Genomic DNA, 21802 nt, shown 5'->3' on the forward strand with positions numbered 1-21802 from the left:
TCATTAGCATGTTTAGTATAAGTTGGTATGTATGTGAAGAAAACGATCTTTATTCAAAGACGGTTACGGATCAAGAAGGCTTACAACTGCTTCAACAAAATGATGAGTTATTTGCGCCTCGTCAATATATTAAACTTGTTCCGGAGAAGTCTCCGTTAAAAAAAGAGGAAGCGAGGTAGATGCTTCCTTTTTTGTCTAGCTATTTTTAAGACTGGTCGTAGGGATGTCAAATACTTAAGAAGTTAATTTTACCCGATCATGGAGTGAACGCTTGTACAATTCCTTGTAGATTAAGTCAATGAAGTCTTGGTTTAAATTTAAATCAAGTGCTTTTCGATAGGTTTCAATTAAAAGCTCATCTGACAATTGTTCCATTTTCACTGCCTGCTTCTGAGCAGGTTCACCTCCTGTACAAACATACATACGACCATAATTGTTTGATTTCTTGTATCCTACCACGTTCCTTGTTGTAGAACAACCGTTCGTTTTATCCACATTCAACCGTGAATAACTTGTGGGTTAATTGTGGGTTAAGGTTGGATAACGTTAATATACTAATGTTTATAACGTGTATAACGTTATCCACAGGTTTAGTATTTAGGGGTTTTTGTCGAAAAATTTTAGCGATTTCCAGAATACATTTAGGAAGATCAAGGTTTTATTTGAAATATATGAGTGTAGCAGGTATAGTTGATGTTTGACTACAAGTTTTTTGATTGAAAGAGAAATGAGGTGCACATGTGTTTGATCGCCTAATGCCAGATCAATATGTGAAGAGTATATATGAGATTGATTTTACCAGTTTAAAAACTAAAGGAATAAAAGCTGTTATAACAGATTTAGATAATACACTTGTTGAATGGCACCGCGCAGAGGCAACGCCAGAAGTGCAAGATTGGTTTAGACATTTAGATGAGTATGGCTTGAAAGTAACGATTGTCTCTAATAATAATGAGAGAAGAGTTCGTGCATTCTGTGACCCAGAAAAGCTAGTTTTTATTCATAGCGCGAAAAAACCAAGAAGAAAAGCGTTTCGACAAGCATGTGAGCGAATGCAGGTCAAGCCTGAAGAGACGGTAGTCATTGGAGATCAAATTTTCACAGATGTGCTTGGCGGAAACCGAGCTGGTATACACACTATTTTGGTTGTGCCCGTTACGCAAACAGATGATTGGATGACAAAAGCAAATCGGAAGATGGAACGCTTTGTCTTAAGGAAATTGAAAAAAAGAGGGCTTGTGAAATGGGAGGATACGAAAAGTAATGAGTAAGAATGAAGAACACTATTTTTGTTCAGGGTGTGGTGTCCAAATACAAACTAGTGAACCTAAAAAAATCGGCTATGCCCCAGCTTCTGCCCTAACAAGAGAACATGTTGTATGCAAAAGGTGTTTTCGGCTAACGCATTATAATGAGATCCAGCCGAGTGGTATTTCAGACCAAGAATTTCTAGACTTGATTCACACACTAAGTCATAAAGATGCGTTAATTGTAAACATTGTTGATGTTGTTGACTTATATGGCAGTTGGATATCGAGCATTAAGCGGCTTATAGGTAATAATACGTTGCTTCTTGTTGCGAACAAGATCGATTTGCTGCCTAAATCTTTGAACCGGAATAAACTCCAGCATTGGTTAATGCGTGAAGCTGGTCAGCAAGGTTTAAAACCGGCGGGCAGTACAATTATTAGTACAGTTACAGGCGAAGGGTTAGATGAAACCATTTCGATTATTGATGAAATGAGAAATGGGAAAGATGTTTACATTGTTGGAAGTGCAAACGTTGGGAAGTCTTCTTTTATCAACCAGCTGTTAAAGCGACATGGTGATGAAAAGGATCCACTAATTACGACTTCACATTTTCCAGGCACAACGCTAAACATGATTCAAATTCCATTAGATCAACAACAATCGCTATACGATACCCCAGGAATTATTAACCGTCATCAACTTTCTCATTATTTGAGTGATAAGAGCTTAAAGCTTATTACGCCAACAAAAGAAATTAAACCTATGGTATATCAATTAAACCCTGGCCAAACACTTTTTATAGGTGGGTTAGCAAGGTTAGACTTTATTAAAGGTGAGCCAACATCATTTATTGTTTACGTATCCAATCGATTAACGATTCATCGTACTAAACTGGAAAAAGCGGATCAGCTTTATCAAAACCATATTGGTGAACTTCTTCAACCACCAACAGCCGAAGATGAGCAAGCTGTGTTCAATTTAAAAAGCCAGACATTTAAATTGAAGGACGGCTCTGTTGATATTGTTTTTTCTGGACTTGGATGGATTACAATTAAAGGTGCAGGGGTAACTGTGAATGCTCATGCGCCAAAAGAGGTTGCCATTTCTCACCGGACATCAATTTTGGCGTAACGGGGTTTAGGAGGGTTTTAAAGTGAAGAAATTTGCGTTAATTGGTCAACCATTAAGTCACAGCCTAAGCCCAAGTATTCATCGAGCTGCTTATCATGACATGCAACTCCTTGGGCGCTATGAACTCTTAGAGACTGCGGCTGAGCAAGTTGAAGGCGTCATTGAGTTAGTACGAACGGGAGAGATCGATGGCTTAAATGTGACGATCCCTCATAAAGTTGCGGTAATGCCCTTTTTAGATGCAATTGATGAAGATGCCATCGCAATCGGCGCTGTCAATACCATTAAAAAAGTAGGAAATCAAGTGATCGGCTACAATACAGACGCTGAAGGCTTTAAAGAATCGCTACTAGAGCGATTGCACATAAATACTGTAAGGGAGCAACGAGTACTTGTAATAGGTGCTGGAGGAGCGGCAAGAGCGATTGTTCATACACTCGGTAAAGATGGAGCCGTGCTCACCATTGTGAACCGGACAATGAGTAAAGCGGAAGATTTGGCGGCGATGTACCCGTTTGACGTAACAGTCCTGACGATTGAAGCAGCGGAAGCGATGTTGAATCAATTTGACATTGTGATCAATACTACATCTGTTGGGATGTCGTCCTTTACAAATGCATCACCGATAAAGCTTAATCAACTGGCGAGCTCAACTCTTGTTTGTGATCTTATTTATAATCCGTTAGAAACGACATTATTAAAAGAGGCAAAAAGTCGAGGCAATGCTACTCTAAACGGCGTAGGTATGCTTGTGAATCAAGCGGCTTTAGCTATTGAAATTTGGACAGGACAAAAACCAAATCGCAAGTTAATGGAAGTAACGCTTGTAAGTGAAGTAAGGAAATGATGGAGGAATCACATGTTAACGAATAAGCAGAAACGATTTTTGAGAAGTAAATCTCATCCCATTCAGCCGATTTTTCAGGTTGGAAAAGCGGGTGTGAATGAAAATATGATCACACAAATAAATGAAGCACTTGAAGTAAGAGAACTTATAAAAGTATCGATTTTACAAAACTGTATGGAAGACAAAGATTCAATCACAGCGGAAATGGTGGAAGGTACGAAAGCGCATGTCGTTCAGGTAATTGGTAGTACAATCATTCTATACAAAAAATCGGTAAACAATCCTAAGCTACAACTACCAAATTAACCTTGGAGGTAAGCGGATGCGAAGAATTGGATTGTTTGGTGGAACGTTTGATCCACCACACCATGGGCATTTATTAATTGCACAAGAAGCACAACTTCAGTTAGGACTAGATGAAGTGTGGTTTATTCCTGTTTCAAGCCCACCTCATAAAGTGCGAACCGGATTAACATCTGGTGCAAATCGACTTGCATTAACGAAAGCTGCTGTGAACGGACATCCTGCATTTAAAGTGCTTGACCTAGAAGTAGAACGTAAAGGAAAGTCGTACACATATGATACGGTGTATGAGTTACGAGAGCAATATCCGCGCGACCACTTTTATTTTCTTATTGGTGCCGATATGGTGGAACAACTAGATCATTGGTACAACATCAGCCAGCTTAAGGATATGGTGACATTTGCTGCGTTTGATCGACCAGGTTCGCGTATTGATAAAGCAACAGGAGTAACACGTATTCCATTTCCTCAAATAGACATTTCGTCTTCGTTTATTCGTGAACGAGTTAAGGCAAACATGCCAATTCGCTATTTCGTTCCAGAATTAGTAAGGAAAATCATAGAGGAGCAATCATTATATGACGGTAACAACAACAGAAGCATGGAACATCGTCCGTCGTCATTTACCAGAGAAACGTTTTAAACATACGGTTGGTGTTCGTGATACAGCGATTCAACTAGCACAACACTATCAAGTTGATGAAAAAAAAGCAGAGCTAGCAGCCATTGTTCATGATCTTTGCAAATACTTTAATATTGATGAAATGAAGCAAGGCTTAGCTACTGTAGGAGAACATCATTGGGCAACATGTGGAAGTGAACTGCTTCACGCTCCATATGGCGCGATATATGTGGAAAAAGAACTTGGTATTAAAGATAACGATGTCCTTCAAGCGATTCGCTCACATACAACAGGTAGGGCTGCTATGAGTCCGTTGGAACAAGTTGTTTTTGTAGCCGATTATATTGAACCAAACCGTTCTTTTCTTGGAGTAGATGAAGCACGGAAGTATGCAACAGTTAGCCTGGACGCTGCTTGTCTTTTTAGTTTAACGAATACCATTCAGTATTTACTCTCGAAGAAGTCACCAATTCATCCGTATACTGTTGAAGCATATAATTATTACACATTGAAAGGGGAACAAAAAGATTGAATTCATTTTTAAAATTAGCTGTTCATACAATAGACGATAAACGAGGTCATAACATTACGGCTCTTGACATGAAAGGAATCTCTCCGATTGCAGATTACTTTGTTATTTGTCACGGTAATTCTGAAAAACAAGTACAAGCAATCGCTCATGAATTAAAAAAAGTATTTCAAGAAGAAGGTTTAGAAATTAAACGACTTGAAGGGTATGACCAAGCCCGTTGGGTATTACTTGATATAGGAGATGTGGTTGTCCATATTTTCCATAAAGAGGAACGTGTTTACTATAATTTAGAAAAGCTTTGGGGTGACGCACCATCTGTCCCATTACAAGAGGTTATTAGCCAATGATGAGACCTGGAGAGTCCGCAACTCTTACCGTAGTAAGAGAAGCTTCTTTCGGCTATTTTCTTTCAGACGGTAATGAAGATGTGTTGCTGCATAAAAATGATGTGACGGAAGCGATTGCGATTGATGATTCTTTGAGCGTTTTTTTATATCACGACCACCAAAATCGATTAAGTGCGACGATGAAGACTCCTGTCATTAAAGATGACGAGATTGGCTGGTTAGAAGTCGTACAAGTGAGACCTACACATGGTGTGTTTGTCTATAACGGGATTTCGCGAGATTTATTCATCTCTATGGACGAATTTCCACAAGATCGGAGCGAATGGCCCGAAAAAGGAGATCGTTTATGCTGCTCGCTTACATGGGATAAAAAAGGGCGTCTCATGGGACGACTCGTAAAAGGTGCGCCAATTACGGACAAAGCGATTGCGGCTGATCAGTCTTGGCTTAATCGTGAAGTGACAGGGGTTGTGTACCACTTTTTAGACGAAGGTGCAGCCATTTACGTAAAAGATGGTCCAATCGCTTTTTTACATCAAGATGAAGCTGATGGAATACCACGACTTGGACAAAGTATTAAAGGGCGTGTGCACTATGTACGCGAAGACGGACGCATCAATATTACCCAACGTTTAAAACGAACAGATCAACAAGATATTGATGCGAAAAAAGTGTTAACCTATCTTGAGAGTCGACGTAATCAGGCGATGCCGTTAACGGACAAATCAGCACCAGAAGACATTGAGCGTGCAGTAGGAATGAGTAAAGCAGCGTTTAAACGAGCTCTTGGTAAGCTTATGAAACAAAAGCTTATTGAGCAAAAAGAAGGATTTACCCATAAAGTAAAATGAACGGAAGATTGATTGCATGAAACCTTATATACATTTTGCGAACATTTATGATCATTTAATGGCCCACGTAGAGTATGAACATTGGATAACGTATATGAAAACCGTCTTTGAAGAAAGAAATGTTCGCGTATCAAAGGTGCTAGATGTAGGCTGTGGAACAGGCGAGCTCATGCTACGTATGAATCAAGCTGGTTTTGTTCCAACTGGTCTAGACATCTCTGAAGATATGCTAGCGGTAGCGCAGCGGAAATTACAATCTGCCCAGACTCAACCGCAGCTCTTTCAAGAGGACATGAGTCAATTCTCGGTGCTTGAAAGGTACGATGCGATAACGATTTTTTGTGACTCGTTAAACTATCTTGAAAAAGAAGAAGATGTAAAACGTGTTTTTCTTCGCTGTTACGATGCCTTACAGGAAAATGGCATTTTACTTTTTGATGTTCATTCCCCCTTTAAAATTCAGCAGTTTTATCAGGCTACATTCGCAGATGAATTAGACGGTGTTTCCTATATTTGGCATTCGTTTGCTGGGGAAGAACCACTCAGCGTGGAGCATGAGCTTACGTTTTTTATTGAGACAGAGAATGGTCTATATGAGCGCGTGGAAGAGCTTCATAAAGAACGAACGTTTGACATAGCTACGTATACAAAGTGGTTGATGGAAGCTGGTTTTACAGATATTCGCGTAACAGGTGATTTTCATCAGTCGGAGCCACATGATCAAACAGAAAGAATTTTCTTTTCGGCGAGGAAAAAAGCAGGAAATTAGCAAATACTAGCGAAAAGGTTAAAATAAGTTAGGAGACCCTAACTTATTTTAACTGAAATTCCTGCGCTAGTTTTTTCTTTTCCGTTGCATATTTCTCTTCGGTTAAACGAAACAATGAGCCAAACCCCTCTCCTAACAATTGATCTAAATGAGCAATGCCCACTCCTGTAATACCTCCTGGAACACAGACTCTTTCTTGTAACGTAGGAAGTGTGTAATACCCTTCTTGTAACAACTTCCCTAAGCCAATTAACATGGATGTCGTTAATTCTGTTGCTTCTTTTTCGCCTAATGGCGTCTCTGATACAGCCCCTTCAATAAATCGTTGCGCCATAAATGCAAAAAATGCAGGCCCACAACTTACAATGTCAGAAGAGACTCGAGTAACATTCTCGTCAATAAATAAAGGACGCGATATGGATGAGACAAAAGAAATGATCGCTTCTTCATCAGTGCTTGTGCAACGAGAGCTAAAACTAACAAGGGTAGAACCAGACTGTGCTCGGTTTAAAATACTCGGAATAATACGAGCTACTTTACAAGGAAAAAGCTCTTCTAAATGGTGGATTGATACTGGACTCGTTATAGAGATCATTACGTGTTCCATTGATAAATATGGGATAACTGTCGGTGTGAAGCTGGGAATGTCCTTTGGCTTTACACAAATGAAAATCCATCTACACTGTCGTGTTAACTCTTCAATATCGGAAGCGATATGAATAGCCGGGTAGATTTCTTTTAGCTTGATCGCTTTTTCAATTGTACGGTTAATAATGACAATGTCTTCTTCTTTTATTGTCTTCGCTTCAAGTAACGTATCAATTAGCATACTGCCCATACTCCCTGTTCCGATAAAGCCAATCTTCATCCTAATTACCTCCCTCAAGACGTAGCTTTACTCATGGTATGCGCCGATGCTTGGTTAACATTCATACAAATTCGTATAGGAGGCTAAAAGGTGAAGCGACTACTCCACTATGTAAAACATCACTATTTAGTTGTTGCTTTAATGATGGGAATGGCGATCATTTTTATTTTCCTTCTGCTCAACAGAGGTGTGACAAATAATAACGAGGAGGATCCTTTTGCAAAGACGCCTTCCTTTTTAACGATGGAGCAAGAGGAAGATTCAACAGATGACGTGCCGCTTACGTTAATGATTGATGTGAAAGGTGCGGTAAGGCAACCTGGAATCTATACGTATACTGAAGGGGATCGAATTGACGACGCCATAAAAAGAGCTGGAGGCTTTACAGAGGATGCTGAAGACATGCATGTGAACTTAGCTCTTAAACTCGTAGATGAACAAGTGATTTATGTACCAAAAATCGGAGAGACACCCGTTGAAATGGAACAATTCTGGAGAGAAGCAGGGGAGGGGGAGTCTGGAAAAATTAATTTAAATACAGCAACGATTGAAGAGCTTCAGACGCTGACAGGTATTGGACCAGCAAAAGCTGCGACAATCGTACAACATCGAGAAGAACAAGGTCCTTATCAAACGATTGATGATTTGAAGAATGTTAGTGGAATAGGTGAAAAATCATTTGATTCTTTAAAAGACTTTATTACTGTCAAATAATCCACTATTTGACGCTTTCCATTATTCATTTTACACTCTTATATATGCAAGAGAAAAGGAGTACAAACATGGAACGAATTTCGTGGGATTTATATTTTATGTCACAAAGTCAACTGCTTTCGTTACGAAGTACGTGCCCGAGACTAAAAGTAGGCGCGACAATTGTTAGAGAAAAGCGTATTATTGCAGGTGGCTATAATGGCTCTGTAACAGGATCTGATCACTGCTTAGATCAAGGGTGTTATGTTGTTGATGGACATTGCATCAGAACCGTTCACGCAGAAGTAAATGCGTTATTACAATGTGCCAAGTTTGGCGTGCCGACAAAAGGTGCGGAAATTTATATTACCCATTTTCCGTGTGTGCATTGTGCAAAGTCGTTGATACAAGCAGGTATCTCCAAGGTGCACTATGCGAATGACTACAAAAACCAGCCGTATGCAGAGCAGTTGTTTGCGGAAGCGGGAATTGAGTGTATAGAAGTAGAGCTAGATCCAACTGTATTTGACACACTGTTTCACGATAAGCTCTCGCTAACGACAGAACTGTTACAAGAAGTAGAAGAGCTCGGGGTGTCAAGCGAACGATTAGAAGAACTTGTCACGAAGACCAAAACATTGTATTTCTCAAAAGTAAGTGAATAAAGCGTTTATTTCTTTTTTATCCGCCATCTCCGCTATTTTATTTGTTGTTCAAAAAGAACAAACTCTCGCATGGATCTTTTTAGTAATGGCTCTTGTTCTTTCTTCCTTTTCGTTTAGTAAAGGGGAAAGAACAGCTCCTCTCTTTTTTCTTCTACCTTTTAGCTTGTACTTTTTCTCTACTTCCTTTATTGATGGTCGAAATACTTCCTCTCTCGAACCAGGACAAACATCTCTCACTTTTTACATTAACGATGCTCCATATGTAAACGGGAATCAGTTAACGACGACAATTGAAACAATCGACGGGGAAACCTTGTTACTGTTAGGCTACGCTAAAGAGGAGGTTGAGCTCTACCCTCCAGATATGAGTATAGGGAGCATCTGCCAAGCAAAAGGGGATTTAACGCAACCGCCAAATGCAAGAAACCGTTTTGGATTTGACTATCGTCAGTATTTATATTATCAGCATATACACATGCTCTACCGCGTGACGCAGCTGGCCACGATTACATGCAAACCGCTAGAATCACAGCCTTTCGTTACTAAATTGCAAGAGTACAGACATAACGCAACGCACCGGCTACAAGAGCAGCTACCGCCGTCATTAAGTGGTATTGTGCTTGCTTTAACATTTGGGGAGCGCCGCTATATAGAACCTGATGTTATGGAGGCTTATTCAAAGCTTGGTGTTATTCATTTACTAGCTATATCTGGCCTACATGTTGGCATATTGACAGGGACGAGCTTCTATCTTATGATACGAATCGGTATTCCGAGAGAAATTGTTCTCATTAGTCTTCTTATGTTTCTTCCTGTTTTCATCATTCTTACTGGTGCATCACCGCCTGTAATCCGAGCAGCCATTATGACGATGATTTACTTTTTTCTCGTACTTCTTCGTGTTCCCATTCACCCTTTTTATGGCTTTTCATCAATCTTTCTTCTTTATTTACTCATTCAACCGTATGCGCTATTTCAATTAGGCTTCCAGCTGTCTTTCCTCGTTTCTTTTACACTGATTTTAATGCAAAAACCCATTATGAATCGATATCACTCTTATGGAAAACGGCTTTTTTGTGTAACGACAATTGCTCAATTAGTTGGTTTACCTTTAATTGCGTATCATTTCTTTCAGTGGTCCCCGCTTAGTTTACTAATCAACCTTGTCTACATTCCGTTTGTTTCTCTTGTTTTGTTACCTTACAGTTTTTTTCTCGTTTTCCTGAGTGAGCTCCGCTTCATACCCTTAGATTCGTTTGTGGTGGCATCAGAAACCTTATTGGTTTGGATACATAAATGGATCGTTGAACTAGGTAATCATGTGTATATGTGGGTGATGGGCAGGCCATCAATTGTTCTGATGCTGTTGTTATATGGCTGTCTAGTTGTCATTGGCCTCCTGTGGGAAAAGCGTTCTCGCTGGACGTGGGTTGTGATCGGTTTATTTTGTGTTACTCTAGCGATTCCATCACAGTTGCCGAAATTAAATGGAGATGCAGTTATTACAATGCTTGACGTAGGACAAGGAGATAGCTTTCTCATTGAAACCCCAAATCGGAAAGAAGTCTACCTTGTTGATACTGGTGGGGTTATGTCGTTTGCAACAGAGGACTGGGAAGAAAAGAAAAAAACGTTTGACACAGGAAAAGACATTGTTGTGCCTTATTTAAAGGCAAAAGGGATCAAAACAATAACCGGGCTCATTTTAACTCATGGTGATTTTGATCATATCGGAGGGGCAAAAGCGGTTTTAGAGAATGTGCATGTCGAAAATGTCTATTATCCAGAAGGAGAGCTAGAAAAAGAAATCGAAATCGAATTATTCCAACAAGTAGAAGACGAAAAAATGGTTCTCGTTCAAGTAGGGGACACGATTTCCACTCAATTCTATGTTCTTCATCCAACGAATGATAGAAAATGGAGCGGAAACGATCAATCCATTGTGCTTTATGGTTCATTTCACGGAAAATCTATTTTACTAACCGGCGATTTAGAAGAAGAGGGGGAGATGCATTTACTTAATAGCTTCCCTAATTTAGAAGTAGACTTATTAAAAGTTGGGCATCATGGGAGTCGAACATCAACCCAAGAGCCGTTGCTTGATCAACTCAGGCCTAAGATAGCGCTCGTATCAGCAGGCGTGAACAATCGATTTGGTCATCCACATCCAGATGTACTAAAGCGCCTACAAGCACGAGATATTCAGGTCTATCAAACGAATGTCGATGGAACAGTAGAACTTTCGATAGGGAGCGACGGTATCAACATTCGTAAAAGTGTGTATCAAGTAAATGAAAAAACAGTTCCTGAATCAATAGACTAAGTAGGTTTCTATGTACGAAGGTTCGACTAAACCCCATTCATGCGGAAACGTTTTCTTTTTAGTCAACTAAAAGGAACTGTTTTTTCTGTTGGCAATTAGTGTGTTGCTACATCCACAATATTAGCGATGACAAAAATTAATGCAAAAAATCCAAAAGAGGCAACAAAACCAACAACAGAAGGGACAATGTCGTTTGCTTTGTCTTGTACGTCTTTTTCAAATTTATTCATTTCTTGCACCTCCTCTACGAAGTAAGTATACGTGATTTCAGTGTAAATGAAAAGATTCGATCGTGGTGAACACGACGTTTTACGAAATAAATCGGATATTAGCACCGAACAACCATTGATTGCATAAGGTGAGAGTAAGAAATGAAGGTGGCCCGCTTTTAACGGGAAGTCCTAGGGTCTTCGTTAAAAGCGTTCATTATAGATAGGGGGAGAGAATATCTCTCCCTTGCTCATTTGTTAGAAAGTGTCTAAACTAGAATGGATGAGCATGAGATTGGAGTTATACATATGACCATTTTAGCAACAATAAAACAATTGAAACGTGATACGTTACAAAAGGTTTATTTTCTTTACGGCGTAGAAACGTTCTTAATAAATGAGTTTGTCGATAAAGTTCATCAGTTATTGTTTACTGAAGACGATGAGACAATGAACGATATCCGCTTTCAGCTAATGGACACACCTATCCAACATGTTGTGGAAGAGGCAGCGACAATACCATTTTTCTCAAATCGGAAACTCGTTGTTGTGCACGATTTTTATTTAGTATCAAGCCAGAAAGTAAAGGCAAAAGTTGAGCATGATGTACAAGCGTTAGAAGACTATTTGACAACACCAGCTGACTCAACGGTCCTTATTATTATTGCCCCATATGAAAAAATTGATGAACGAAAAAAGCTAACAAAACGATTAAAAAAGGAAACCACAATAGTAGAGTGTAACCCGTTGAACGAAGAGCAAGTAAAGCAGTGGATTACAAATTCTCTTCATGAACATGGGTTTCATATTGATCAGCGGGCATCACAACTTTTATTTTCAAGAGTTGGTTCCAATTTAATGTTACTTGAGAAGGAATTGGAAAAATGTATGCTCTATACAACAGAAAAAAGACAGATAATGGAGCAGGATGTGAAAGAACTAGTCGCAGAGACGGTAGATGAAAGCATCTTTTCCGTTGTGGAGAGTGTTGCTTTAGGTAAAACCGAGCGTGCGTTGCTTGTCTATCATAAATTATTGCGACAAAAAGAAGAGCCGTTAGCGATTCTTGCATTGTTAACAAGACAATTCAGAAATTTGCTCTACGTAAAGATAAGACAAGAAAAAGGCTACGGACAAAAGGAAATTGCCAGTCAACTAAAGCTGCACCCATATGTCGTACAACTGGCTCTTCAGCAAACAAAGCGCTATTCAAAACCTCATTTACGTCGTGCGTTAATTGCGTGTGCAGACACGGATTACGCTATTAAGACAGGTAGAGATGTAAAAGAACGGGCAGTAGAGCTGCTTCTTATTACAATAAGCATGCGACCATAATAAAAAACGATTCACCATTTGGTGAATCGTTTTTTATGTTTTATAAACAAAATGTCTTATGCAGACAGGCTGTTTAATTTTTTAGCAAGACGAGATTTTTGACGCGCTGCAGCGTTTTTATGGATAAGTCCTTTTGTTGCAGCTTTATCAATCTTCTTCGTTGCTTCAGCAAAAGCAGTTTTTGCTTCGTCTGCGTTACCGTTAGATGCAGCAGTTTCAAAGTTCTTAACTGCAGAACGTAAAGCAGATTTTTGCGCTGCGTTTTGCACGCGGCGTTTATCGTTTGTTTTAACACGTTTAATAGCAGATTTAATGTTTGGCATTTATTTCACCTCCGTCATAAAATGGCCTATGCGAAGGCCTCTCTAGATCACTGTTTCAGCAGTACAACACTCTGCATTTTATCAAACATACTGCACGAATGCAATACAAAGTGTTGAAGTCTTCTATCTTCTGAATGTTTTCTTTTTGACTCGGTCATATTAAAGGCATGACATTGACGAAGGAGAAGCGATAAAAATGGGAAATTTAAACATGGAACCATATGCAATTCGTACCGATCTTGCACTTGAGGCACACGAGATGGTGGTAGAGGAACAAGTAAATCAAAACGTGAAAGACCCAACTAAAGTGGATGATGTGCTAGTAGTGGAAGAAACAATAGAGAATGTAAAAGTAACAAAAGTGAAAATTGGGGTCAAAGGTGCAGAACGATTAGGGAAACAAGCTGGTAATTACTTAACGTTTGAAGCCCAAGGAATTAGGCAAAAAGATACCGAGCTTCAGGCTGATCTTGAACGAGTGTTCGCAAACGAGTTCTCTGCTTTCCTTAAACGCTCCTCTATTAATGAAGACGCTACATGTCTAATTGTTGGGCTGGGAAATTGGAATGTGACACCTGATGCACTAGGGCCGCTTGCTGTAGAAGAGATTTTAGTCACAAAGCATTTATTTAAACTTGCACCAGAAGAAGTTCAAGACGGGTATCGCTCAGTTAGTGCCATTACACCTGGAGTTATGGGTGTGACCGGAATCGAAACGAGCGATGTTGTATTTGGTGTCATTGAAAAAACAAAACCAGATTTTTTAATTGTTATTGATGCGCTCGCTTCACGTTCCATAGAAAGAGTCAACACGACTATTCAAATAGCGGATACAGGTATTCACCCAGGTAGCGGAGTGGGAAATAATCGAAAAGCAATGAATCAAGAAACACTGGGGATTCCGGTTATTGCCATCGGGATTCCGACTGTAGTCGACGCAGTAACGATTACTTCTGATGCCATTGATTTCGTTCTTAAGCATATGGGCAAAGAAATGCGTGAAGGAGATAAGCCGTCAAGACGATTAGCGCCTGCTGGCATGACATTTGGAGAAAAACGAACGCTAACAGATAAAGACTTACCAGATGAAGCAGGTCGAAAAGCCATTTTAGGTATGGTGGGAGGATTAGAAATGGAAGAGAAGCGTAGTCTTATTCAAGAAGTTCTCGCCCCTCTCGGACATAATTTAATGGTCACACCAAAAGAAATAGACGTTTTTATAGAAGATATGGCCCACGTGATTGCTGGTGGATTAAACGCTGCCTTACATGGAAAAGTAAACCAAGGAAATGTCGGAGCGTATACAAAATAAAGCGTGAGAGGAGCTTTCTCGGCGGTTGTTAGAGACCTTATGAGAGCAGTTCCTTTTTTATGGGAAATGGGTCGATTATAATAGTTTTTGTTCTGTTTCTCTTCTCCTTGCATACAGTATACAAATGGACAGGCTGTTTGAATCGAGCTAGAGAGGGTGGACGATATGAAAACTGCGAAACGTCGATTTTTCTTATTATTTTTTAGTATTTTATTTGGCTTAATGATGGGTGTGCAGTTAATGAGTGAGCATGCTGGGTTAAATGAACCGAAGCCATTAAACATAGAATTTACAGCAAAAAAGGAAGAAGATAAACCGCAGCTGCAAACGGATTCGGCTCAAGAAGAAGTCGTGGAAAAGAAACCTTTGACTACGGATCGAGAAGAAAAAGGATTATCTAATTTATTTTCTGATTTAGGCTCGGCGTTAGCCGATCAAACAGAAGGGGCAACTCGGTCAGGCTTGGAGAAAGTGGTTTCTATCGTACAAGGCAGCGTAAATAAAGACGACAGGTAGGTTGATCAAAAGCTTTTATTGCTGGTGTGCCTTAACCTTGTTATAATAAGGGATAGTGTAAATGTAGGTTTTTTAGGGGTGAAGGCAAACGAATGAAAAAGGATCAAAAACGAGAGCGCCAATCCAGAATTCGTAATTTCTCGATTATCGCTCATATTGACCACGGTAAATCAACGCTGGCTGATCGGATATTGGAACGAACCGGCGCATTAACTGACCGAGAAATGAAAGACCAGACGCTTGATGCAATGGACCTTGAAAGAGAACGTGGCATTACAATTAAACTAAATGCGGTTCAGCTTAAATATAAAGCGAAAGATGGCGAAGAGTACATTTTTCACTTAATTGATACACCAGGACATGTCGATTTTACATATGAAGTTTCACGAAGCTTAGCTGCTTGTGAAGGTGCTCTATTAATTGTTGATAGCGCACAAGGAATTGAAGCTCAAACGTTGGCTAATGTGTACTTAGCGTTAGACAATGATTTAGAAATTCTTCCTGTTATAAATAAAATCGATTTGCCAAGCGCTGAGCCTGAACGTGTTAAGCAAGAAGTTGAAGATGTCATTGGGCTAGATGCTTCGGATGCCGTACTCGCATCTGCAAAAAACGGGATCGGTATAGAAGAAATTCTGGAGCAAGTTGTTGAAAAGGTACCAGCACCAACTGGAGATCCAAGTGCTCCGTTAAAAGCCCTTATTTTTGATTCTCTCTATGATCCGTATCGTGGTGTGATTGCCTACATTCGAATTGTGGAAGGTACGGTTAAACCAGGACAAAAAATTCGCATGATGCAAACAGGTAAAGAGTTTGAAGTGAACGAAGTAGGTGTGTTTACGCCGAAAGCGATTAAATGCGACGAATTGTCTGTAGGAGATGTAGGGTTTTTAACAGCGGCTATAAAAAATGTAGGAGATTCCCGTGTGGGGGATACGATTACAAGTGCTGATACACCAGCAGACGACCCATTACCAGGTTATCGCAGAATGAATCCGATGGTATACTGTGGCCTATACCCAATTGATACGGGAGAATATAATGATCTTCGTGAAGCGCTGGAACGTTTGGAACTAAACGATTCTTCATTGCAATATGAGGCAGAAACATCTCAAGCGTTAGGCTTTGGCTTCCGTTGTGGATTCCTTGGCTTGCTGCATATGGAGATTATACAAGAAAGAATTGAACGAGAATTTGGCATTTCTCTAATTACAACAGCTCCTTCTGTTATTTATAATGTAACGTTAACGGATCAGGAGACAGTGAAGATTGATAATCCAGCTAACATGCCTGATGCGCAAAAGGTTGATCACGTTGAAGAGCCTTACGTAAAAGCAACAATTATGGTACCAAATGATTATGTTGGCGCTGTAATGGAACTCTGTCAGGGCAAGCGTGGTGTGTTTATGGACATGCAATACTTGGATGAAGTACGCGTACAAATTATTTATGAAATTCCGCTTTCAGAAATTGTTTATGACTTTTTCGATCAGCTTAAGTCGAATACAAAAGGCTACGCGTCATTTGACTACGAGCTTGTTGGTTATCGAGAATCCAAGCTTGTGAAAATGGATATTTTGTTAAACGGTGAAAAAGTTGATGCGCTATCTGTCATTGTTCATAGAGACTCTGCCTATGAACGTGGAAAGATCATCGTAGAGAAATTGAAGAAACTTATTCCGCGACAGCAATTTGAAGTTCCTGTACAAGCAAGTATAGGCACAAAAGTAATTGCTCGTTCGACGATAAAAGCAATGCGTAAGAACGTTCTTTCAAAATGTTACGGTGGAGATATCTCTCGTAAACGTAAGCTTTTAGAAAAGCAAAAAGAAGGTAAGAAACGTATGAAGGCTGTCGGAAACGTAGAAGTCCCACAAGAAGCGTTTATGGCAGTATTACGAATGGACGAGGATTAAAAAGGGAGAAAGCCGGCTTACGTAAAGTGGGCTTTTTTCCTGTTAGGAGGAACGTACTTGAGCGAGTCTATTTATATACACATTCCATTTTGTGAGCATATTTGTCACTACTGCGATTTTAACAAAGTGTTTTTAGAGAATCAGCCAGTAGAAGCATACATGGATGCCCTCATTAAAGAAGTGGAAAGATCGAAACAAGCAAGAGAACAAGTACCAGTAAAAACCATTTATATTGGTGGTGGCACACCTACTGCTCTTACGGCGGTGCAATTAGAGCGGTTATTTGTGGCCTTGCACCAGCTATTAAATTTGAAAGAACTTATAGAATTTTCGGTTGAAGTCAATCCCGATAGTGCCACAACAGATCGGCTGAACGTTATGAAACGATTTGGTGTAAATCGATTAAGCTTAGGAGTCCAAACGTTTTCACAACCGATTTTAACGGAAATAGGACGGACTCATTCTCCGGAAGGTGTGAATGAGGCGATTCAAAAAGCACGGAAAAGTGGATTTACGAATCTTTCTGTTGATTTAATGTTAGGGCTACCAAATCAGAGTGTCGCAGATTTTAAAGAGTCACTTGAAAAAGCACTTAATCTAGGTGTAGAGCATATTTCTGCTTATATGTTAAAAGTCGAGAAACAAACGGTGTTTTACAATCGTAAAAAGAAGGGCACGTTATCTTTGCCGCCAGAAGAAGATGATGTTGCCATGTATGATTTGTTAACAGAAACGACAAAAGCCCATGGTCTCTACCAGTATGAATTAAGCAATTTTGGTAAGCCTGGCTATGAAAGCAAACACAATTTAGTTTATTGGAATAACCGCTCGTATGCAGGGTTCGGGGCAGGAGCTTCAGGCTATGAAGATCGCATCCGCTATCAAAATAGTAATCCAATCCAGAAATATATTGATGCAATAAACGAGAAAGGCAACGCTAAATATCGAACGCATAATGTTTCAACAGCAGAATGGTTGGAGGAAGCAGTGTTCTTAGGGTTAAGAAAGAGAGAAGGTATTCATAAAAAGCAATTTTATAATCAATACGGCTATGAGCTAGATGCGCTTTTCAAAGAAGAAATAGCGATAGGCACACGAAGAGGCTTGTTGGAAAACGGAATCGACTACCTGTCGTTAACAGAAGAAGGATTACTGCTAGCAAATGAAGCATTTGAATTATTTGTGGCTTCACTAGATGAGTCTGTTTATTCATAGTAAAAACATGTTTTTTAATTGACAAAAGAGGTGCCTTTTGATAGTGTAACTATAGCATTAGCACTCAACAGCATAGAGTGCTAACAGGGAGGTGCTAGGAATGTTGACTGAAAGACAACTCTTGATCTTACATGCAATCGTTGACGACTATGTACGTTCCGCTGAGCCAGTTGGTTCTAGAAGCATCTCTAAGCGTGCTGATGTCCAATTCAGCTCAGCTACGATACGGAATGAAATGGCCGACTTAGAAGAACTTGGTTTTCTTGATAAACCGCATAGTTCTGCCGGACGAGTTCCTTCTCAAAAGGGCTATCGTTACTATGTAGACCATTTACTCTCCCCACATCGATTAACAGTTGCTGAACGATCGAGGCTTTCAACGATTGCTTCAGCGAAAATACAAGCGATTGAAGAAGTGTTTCAAGAGTCGGCACGAATCCTTTCAGAAATGACGAGCTATGTATCGATTGTTTTAGGTTCAGAGCTATTAAATGAGCGCCTGCAAAAGATCCAAATTGTTCCGCTTGAAGGAATGAAAGCCATCGTTATTTTAATTAGCGAAACAGGCCATATTGAAAACCATATTGTGCAATTAGATGAACACGTAACGACAGAAGATCTAGAGCGAACAGTCAATCTATTGAATGAACGTTTACGTGGTGTTGCATTCTCGCAGTTGCAACAGAAGATCCACCTTGAACTAAATCATTTATTTAAAGCGCATGTAAGAAACTATAAACAAGTATTAGGTATGCTTGAACCAACACTTTCGCCAGCTATTACAGAAAAACTGATCTTTTCGGGCCGGTCAAATTTAATGGAGCAGCCAGAATTTCAAGATATTGAAAAGATGAGAATGGTATACAAAGCGCTTGAGGAAGAAACATTGCTTTATGACTGGTTGAAAACACAACATGTGAATGGTTTGAATGTTTCAATTGGAAATGAAAATCAGCTAAAGGCACTTGATGAATGTAGTATCGTTACGGCATCTTTTGCGATAAATGGGCAGCATGTTGGCACATTAGGTGTCATTGGTCCAACCCGCATGGAATATCGCCGAATGTTAAAAGTAGTCGATTCATTATCGAAAAACATGTCAAAGCTACTAACGGATCACTAAACGTACATGTCTAAGTAGTGGTGTAAGCTGCTACTTAACATACATAAAAACGCAAGAGCAAGAATGATTGCATCTTGTGAACATTTTTTGATATCCTGACGAAGGGTAGCAAGAGATGTACATGAGTATTGATTTTAGCAGGAGGTGAACAAGATGCCAGAGCAAAACAAAAAAGAAGCTGAAGAAAAGCAAGAACATGGCACTGAAGAAGTAGTAGAAGAACATCATTCTGATGAACAAATGGATGAACAGAGTGATGTTCAAGAAGAACAAGAAGCTGAAGTTGTTCATCCTCTTGAAGTAGAATTAAAAGAAGCAAATGATCGACTCGCTCGAACGAAAGCTGATTATGACAACTTCAGAAGAAGAACAAAAGAAGAGCGTGAAGCTCAGCTTAAATATAAATCACAAGCGTTAATTGAGAGTCTATTACCAGCTCTTGATAACTTTGAGCGTGCCCTTGCTGTAGAGCCGCAAAGTGATGAAGCAAAACAACTTCTTCAAGGAATGGAAATGGTATACCGTCAAATTGAAGAAGCGCTGCAAAATGAAGGTGTAACGGTCATTCCAACAGAGGGAGAAACATTTGATCCTCATGTGCACCAAGCAGTGATGCAAGTGGAAGAAGAGGGTTACGAAAGTAATCAAATTGTTGCTGAGCTACAAAAAGGATATCAATTAAAAGATCGTGTCATTCGCCATTCAATGGTTAAAGTGAATTCATAGGCTTAGGAGGAAAAGAGTTATGAGTAAAATTATTGGAATTGACTTAGGTACAACAAACTCATGTGTAGCAGTAATGGAAGGTGGAGAAGCAACGGTTATCCCGAATCCAGAAGGTAACCGTACAACACCATCTGTTGTTGCTTTTAAAGATGGGGAGCGTCTAGTAGGGGAAGTGGCGAAACGCCAAGCGATTACAAATCCGAACACAGTGATCTCCATTAAGCGTCATATGGGTACAGATTACAAAGTGGAAGTAGAAGGTAAAAGCTACTCTCCACAAGAACTTTCTGCGATTATTTTACAAAAACTTAAATCAGATGCAGAAGCATACTTAGGTGAAAAAGTTACAAAAGCTGTTATTACGGTTCCAGCTTATTTCAACGATTCTCAGCGTCAAGCAACAAAGGATGCTGGTAAAATTGCTGGTCTAGAAGTAGATCGTATTGTCAATGAGCCAACTGCCGCAGCGCTTGCTTACGGTTTAGAAAAAGAAGAAGATCAAACGATTCTTGTTTACGACCTTGGTGGCGGTACATTTGACGTATCTATTCTTGAACTAGGCGATGGTTTCTTTGAAGTTAAAGCAACGTCTGGTGATAATAAGCTAGGTGGAGATGATTTTGATGATGTAATCATGGATCATCTTGTAGCAGAATTCAAAAAAGAAAACGGCATTGACTTATCACAAGATAAAATGGCTATGCAACGTTTAAAAGATGCGGCAGAAAAAGCGAAAAAAGATCTTTCTGGCGTTACACAAACTCAGATTTCGTTACCGTTTATTACAGCAGACTCTACTGGTCCAAAGCATTTAGAAATGAACTTAACTCGTGCGAAGTTTGATGAGATTTCAAGTGATCTTGTAGAACGTACTCTAGCACCAACCCGCCGTGCCCTTTCTGATGCTGGTCTTTCAGCTTCTGAAATTGACAAAGTTGTTCTTGTTGGTGGCTCTACTCGTATTCCTGCTGTACAAGAAGCGATTAAACGTTTAACAGGTAAAGACTCTCACAAAGGAGTAAATCCTGATGAAGTGGTTGCACTCGGTGCTGCGATCCAAGCAGGTGTTTTAACAGGTGATGTAAAAGACGTAGTTCTACTTGACGTTACACCATTATCTCTCGGTATTGAAACAATGGGTGGTGTATTTACGAAATTAATCGAGCGTAATACAACCATTCCTACATCTAAATCGCAAACATTCTCAACAGCTGCTGATAACCAGCCATCTGTAGATATACATGTGCTTCAAGGTGAACGTGAAATGGCAGCAGATAATAAAACTCTTGGTCGTTTCCAGTTAAACGATATCCCGCCAGCTCCACGTGGTGTTCCACAAATCGAAGTAAGCTTTGATATTGATGCGAACGGTATCGTAAACGTAAAGGCGAAAGATCTTGGTACCAACAAGGAGCAATCCATTACCATTACATCTTCATCAGGTCTATCAGATGAAGACATCGAAAAAATGGTTCAAGATGCAGAAGAAAATGCAGAAGCCGATAAGAAGCGTCGCGAGCAAGTCGAACTTCGTAATGAAGCAGACCAGCTTGTATTCTCAACTGAAAAAACATTAACGGACCTTGGCGATAATGTGGATCAAGGTGAAAAAGAAAAAGCGGAAGCTGCAAAAGATAAGTTAAAAGCAGCACTTGAAAGTGATAATGAAGAAGAAATCAAAACCGCTAAAGACGAGCTCCAAGAAATTGTAACAGCTTTAACTACGAAAATGTATGAGCAAGCAGCACAAGCGGCACAGGCACAACAAGGCGCTGAAGGCGAAAACGCTGGCCAGCAAGATGATAATGTTGTCGATGCTGAATATGAAGAAGTAAAAGACGACGAAAAGAAATAAGTGTCATGAGAAAAGTCAAAGTCAGTTTCAAGGGCTTTGACTTTTTTTTAAGAAGTCTTTTATGCCAGTT

General features: G+C 39.8%; 24 protein-coding genes. 20 read left to right on the forward strand and 4 right to left on the reverse strand.

Going from position 1 to position 21802, the window contains the following annotated elements:
* Positions 1-234: 234 nt before the first annotated feature.
* Entirely contained in the window at positions 235-375 is a 141-nt protein-coding gene (locus FPV17_RS08510) for a sporulation histidine kinase inhibitor Sda (RefSeq protein ID WP_060705125.1), read from the reverse strand.
* Positions 376-755: 380 nt separating this feature from the next.
* Here FPV17_RS08510 and FPV17_RS08515 point away from each other — a divergent pair, with 380 nt between their 5' ends.
* From FPV17_RS08515 to FPV17_RS08555, 9 genes are read left to right on the forward strand one after another with little or no spacing between them, the layout of a single operon-like run.
* Complete coding sequence (locus FPV17_RS08515) at positions 756-1271, forward strand: YqeG family HAD IIIA-type phosphatase (protein WP_144560448.1); 516 nt, start codon at positions 756-758, stop codon at positions 1269-1271.
* Entirely contained in the window at positions 1264-2382 is a 1119-nt protein-coding gene (gene yqeH, locus FPV17_RS08520; RefSeq protein WP_035396394.1) for a ribosome biogenesis GTPase YqeH, read from the forward strand. Before FPV17_RS08515 ends, yqeH begins: the two co-directional genes overlap by 8 nt.
* A 22-nt stretch (positions 2383-2404) precedes the next feature.
* Complete coding sequence (aroE, locus tag FPV17_RS08525; protein WP_144558746.1) at positions 2405-3229, forward strand: shikimate dehydrogenase; 825 nt, start codon at positions 2405-2407, stop codon at positions 3227-3229.
* Between the two features lie 12 nt (positions 3230-3241).
* Positions 3242-3535 (forward strand): ribosome assembly RNA-binding protein YhbY, encoded by a 294-nt coding sequence (yhbY, locus tag FPV17_RS08530; protein ID WP_144558747.1) that lies wholly within the window; start codon positions 3242-3244, stop codon positions 3533-3535.
* A gap of 16 nt (positions 3536-3551) precedes the next feature.
* Positions 3552-4175, forward strand: coding sequence for a nicotinate-nucleotide adenylyltransferase (locus FPV17_RS08535; RefSeq protein WP_035396391.1), 624 nt, complete (start codon positions 3552-3554; stop codon positions 4173-4175).
* Entirely contained in the window at positions 4111-4686 is a 576-nt protein-coding gene (yqeK, locus tag FPV17_RS08540; protein ID WP_060705121.1) for a bis(5'-nucleosyl)-tetraphosphatase (symmetrical) YqeK, read from the forward strand. Before FPV17_RS08535 ends, yqeK begins: the two co-directional genes overlap by 65 nt.
* Positions 4683-5033 carry a ribosome silencing factor gene (gene rsfS / locus FPV17_RS08545; protein WP_035396388.1) on the forward strand — a complete coding sequence of 117 codons (351 nt, stop codon included), beginning with the start codon at positions 4683-4685 and terminating at the stop codon, positions 5031-5033. Before yqeK ends, rsfS begins: the two co-directional genes overlap by 4 nt.
* Entirely contained in the window at positions 5030-5884 is an 855-nt protein-coding gene (locus FPV17_RS08550) for a CvfB family protein (RefSeq protein ID WP_035396387.1), read from the forward strand. The genes rsfS and FPV17_RS08550 overlap by 4 nt, the downstream gene beginning before the upstream one ends.
* Positions 5885-5900: 16 nt before the next feature.
* Complete coding sequence (locus FPV17_RS08555; RefSeq protein WP_144558748.1) at positions 5901-6653, forward strand: class I SAM-dependent DNA methyltransferase; 753 nt, start codon at positions 5901-5903, stop codon at positions 6651-6653.
* Positions 6654-6696: 43 nt separating this feature from the next.
* On the opposite strand, the gene comER is transcribed toward FPV17_RS08555, so the two are convergent.
* The gene (comER, locus tag FPV17_RS08560; RefSeq protein ID WP_144558749.1) at positions 6697-7521 is read right to left on the reverse strand and encodes a late competence protein ComER; all 825 of its coding nucleotides are present in this window, start codon (positions 7519-7521) and stop codon (positions 6697-6699) included.
* A 90-nt stretch (positions 7522-7611) separates the two neighbouring features.
* Here comER and FPV17_RS08565 point away from each other — a divergent pair, with 90 nt between their 5' ends.
* The 3 genes from FPV17_RS08565 (at position 7612) to FPV17_RS08575 (ending at position 11202) form a co-directional block, all read left to right on the forward strand.
* Positions 7612-8235 (forward strand): helix-hairpin-helix domain-containing protein, encoded by a 624-nt coding sequence (locus FPV17_RS08565; protein ID WP_144558750.1) that lies wholly within the window; start codon positions 7612-7614, stop codon positions 8233-8235.
* 68 nt (positions 8236-8303) lie between these two features.
* Positions 8304-8879, forward strand: coding sequence for a ComE operon protein 2 (locus FPV17_RS08570; protein WP_035396383.1), 576 nt, complete (start codon positions 8304-8306; stop codon positions 8877-8879).
* Positions 8872-11202: a DNA internalization-related competence protein ComEC/Rec2 gene (locus tag FPV17_RS08575; protein WP_144558751.1), complete on the forward strand. Its 2331-nt coding sequence runs from the start codon at positions 8872-8874 to the stop codon at positions 11200-11202. The genes FPV17_RS08570 and FPV17_RS08575 overlap by 8 nt, the downstream gene beginning before the upstream one ends.
* A gap of 95 nt (positions 11203-11297) precedes the next feature.
* Here the strand turns inward: FPV17_RS08575 and FPV17_RS08580 are convergent, their stop codons facing one another.
* Complete coding sequence (locus FPV17_RS08580) at positions 11298-11432, reverse strand: YqzM family protein (RefSeq protein WP_035396374.1); 135 nt, start codon at positions 11430-11432, stop codon at positions 11298-11300.
* Between the two features lie 288 nt (positions 11433-11720).
* On the opposite strand from FPV17_RS08580, the gene holA reads away from it, so the two are divergent.
* Positions 11721-12746 carry a DNA polymerase III subunit delta gene (holA, locus tag FPV17_RS08585; protein WP_144558752.1) on the forward strand — a complete coding sequence of 342 codons (1026 nt, stop codon included), beginning with the start codon at positions 11721-11723 and terminating at the stop codon, positions 12744-12746.
* Positions 12747-12802: 56 nt separating this feature from the next.
* On the opposite strand, the gene rpsT is transcribed toward holA, so the two are convergent.
* On the reverse strand, positions 12803-13069 hold the full coding sequence (gene rpsT / locus FPV17_RS08590; protein ID WP_035396369.1) for a 30S ribosomal protein S20: 267 nt from the start codon (positions 13067-13069) through the stop codon (positions 12803-12805).
* Positions 13070-13265: 196 nt separating this feature from the next.
* Here rpsT and gpr point away from each other — a divergent pair, with 196 nt between their 5' ends.
* The 7 genes from gpr (at position 13266) to dnaK (ending at position 21732) form a co-directional block, all read left to right on the forward strand.
* A complete protein-coding gene (gene gpr / locus FPV17_RS08595; protein WP_144558753.1) occupies positions 13266-14381 on the forward strand; it encodes a GPR endopeptidase in 1116 nt (371 codons plus the stop codon).
* A 165-nt stretch (positions 14382-14546) separates the two neighbouring features.
* Positions 14547-14897: a DUF3679 domain-containing protein gene (locus tag FPV17_RS08600; protein WP_144558754.1), complete on the forward strand. Its 351-nt coding sequence runs from the start codon at positions 14547-14549 to the stop codon at positions 14895-14897.
* A gap of 92 nt (positions 14898-14989) precedes the next feature.
* Positions 14990-16813: a translation elongation factor 4 gene (gene lepA / locus FPV17_RS08605; RefSeq protein WP_144558755.1), complete on the forward strand. Its 1824-nt coding sequence runs from the start codon at positions 14990-14992 to the stop codon at positions 16811-16813.
* A 57-nt stretch (positions 16814-16870) separates the two neighbouring features.
* Complete coding sequence (gene hemW / locus FPV17_RS08610) at positions 16871-18028, forward strand: radical SAM family heme chaperone HemW (RefSeq protein WP_144558756.1); 1158 nt, start codon at positions 16871-16873, stop codon at positions 18026-18028.
* Positions 18029-18128: 100 nt separating this feature from the next.
* Entirely contained in the window at positions 18129-19151 is a 1023-nt protein-coding gene (gene hrcA, locus FPV17_RS08615; protein ID WP_144558757.1) for a heat-inducible transcriptional repressor HrcA, read from the forward strand.
* A gap of 153 nt (positions 19152-19304) precedes the next feature.
* Positions 19305-19877, forward strand: coding sequence for a nucleotide exchange factor GrpE (gene grpE, locus FPV17_RS08620; RefSeq protein WP_144558758.1), 573 nt, complete (start codon positions 19305-19307; stop codon positions 19875-19877).
* Positions 19878-19896: 19 nt separating this feature from the next.
* Positions 19897-21732 carry a molecular chaperone DnaK gene (dnaK, locus tag FPV17_RS08625; protein ID WP_144558759.1) on the forward strand — a complete coding sequence of 612 codons (1836 nt, stop codon included), beginning with the start codon at positions 19897-19899 and terminating at the stop codon, positions 21730-21732.
* Positions 21733-21802: the final 70 nt, after the last annotated feature.

It is taken from the genome of Shouchella miscanthi, from assembly GCF_007725405.1.
Classification (GTDB): Bacteria; Bacillota; Bacilli; order Bacillales; family Bacillaceae_D; genus Shouchella; species Shouchella hunanensis.

Excerpts from the sequence above, each read along its gene's own strand:
- FPV17_RS08510 (WP_060705125.1), bottom strand. The coding sequence starts at position 375 with ATGGAACAATTGTCAGATGAGCTTTTAATTGAAACCTATCGAAAAGCA.
- FPV17_RS08515 (WP_144560448.1), top strand. The coding sequence starts at position 756 with ATGCCAGATCAATATGTGAAGAGTATATATGAGATTGATTTTACCAGT.
- yqeH (WP_035396394.1), top strand. The coding sequence starts at position 1,264 with ATGAGTAAGAATGAAGAACACTATTTTTGTTCAGGGTGTGGTGTCCAA.
- yhbY (WP_144558747.1), top strand. The coding sequence starts at position 3,242 with ATGTTAACGAATAAGCAGAAACGATTTTTGAGAAGTAAATCTCATCCC.
- FPV17_RS08535 (WP_035396391.1), top strand. The coding sequence starts at position 3,552 with ATGCGAAGAATTGGATTGTTTGGTGGAACGTTTGATCCACCACACCAT.
- yqeK (WP_060705121.1), top strand. The coding sequence starts at position 4,111 with ATGACGGTAACAACAACAGAAGCATGGAACATCGTCCGTCGTCATTTA.
- FPV17_RS08550 (WP_035396387.1), top strand. The coding sequence starts at position 5,030 with ATGATGAGACCTGGAGAGTCCGCAACTCTTACCGTAGTAAGAGAAGCT.
- FPV17_RS08555 (WP_144558748.1), top strand. The coding sequence starts at position 5,901 with ATGAAACCTTATATACATTTTGCGAACATTTATGATCATTTAATGGCC.
- comER (WP_144558749.1), bottom strand. The coding sequence starts at position 7,521 with ATGAAGATTGGCTTTATCGGAACAGGGAGTATGGGCAGTATGCTAATT.
- FPV17_RS08570 (WP_035396383.1), top strand. The coding sequence starts at position 8,304 with ATGGAACGAATTTCGTGGGATTTATATTTTATGTCACAAAGTCAACTG.
- FPV17_RS08580 (WP_035396374.1), bottom strand. The coding sequence starts at position 11,432 with ATGAATAAATTTGAAAAAGACGTACAAGACAAAGCAAACGACATTGTC.
- holA (WP_144558752.1), top strand. The coding sequence starts at position 11,721 with ATGACCATTTTAGCAACAATAAAACAATTGAAACGTGATACGTTACAA.
- rpsT (WP_035396369.1), bottom strand. The coding sequence starts at position 13,069 with ATGCCAAACATTAAATCTGCTATTAAACGTGTTAAAACAAACGATAAA.
- gpr (WP_144558753.1), top strand. The coding sequence starts at position 13,266 with ATGGGAAATTTAAACATGGAACCATATGCAATTCGTACCGATCTTGCA.
- FPV17_RS08600 (WP_144558754.1), top strand. The coding sequence starts at position 14,547 with ATGAAAACTGCGAAACGTCGATTTTTCTTATTATTTTTTAGTATTTTA.
- lepA (WP_144558755.1), top strand. The coding sequence starts at position 14,990 with ATGAAAAAGGATCAAAAACGAGAGCGCCAATCCAGAATTCGTAATTTC.
- hrcA (WP_144558757.1), top strand. The coding sequence starts at position 18,129 with ATGTTGACTGAAAGACAACTCTTGATCTTACATGCAATCGTTGACGAC.
- grpE (WP_144558758.1), top strand. The coding sequence starts at position 19,305 with ATGCCAGAGCAAAACAAAAAAGAAGCTGAAGAAAAGCAAGAACATGGC.
- dnaK (WP_144558759.1), top strand. The coding sequence starts at position 19,897 with ATGAGTAAAATTATTGGAATTGACTTAGGTACAACAAACTCATGTGTA.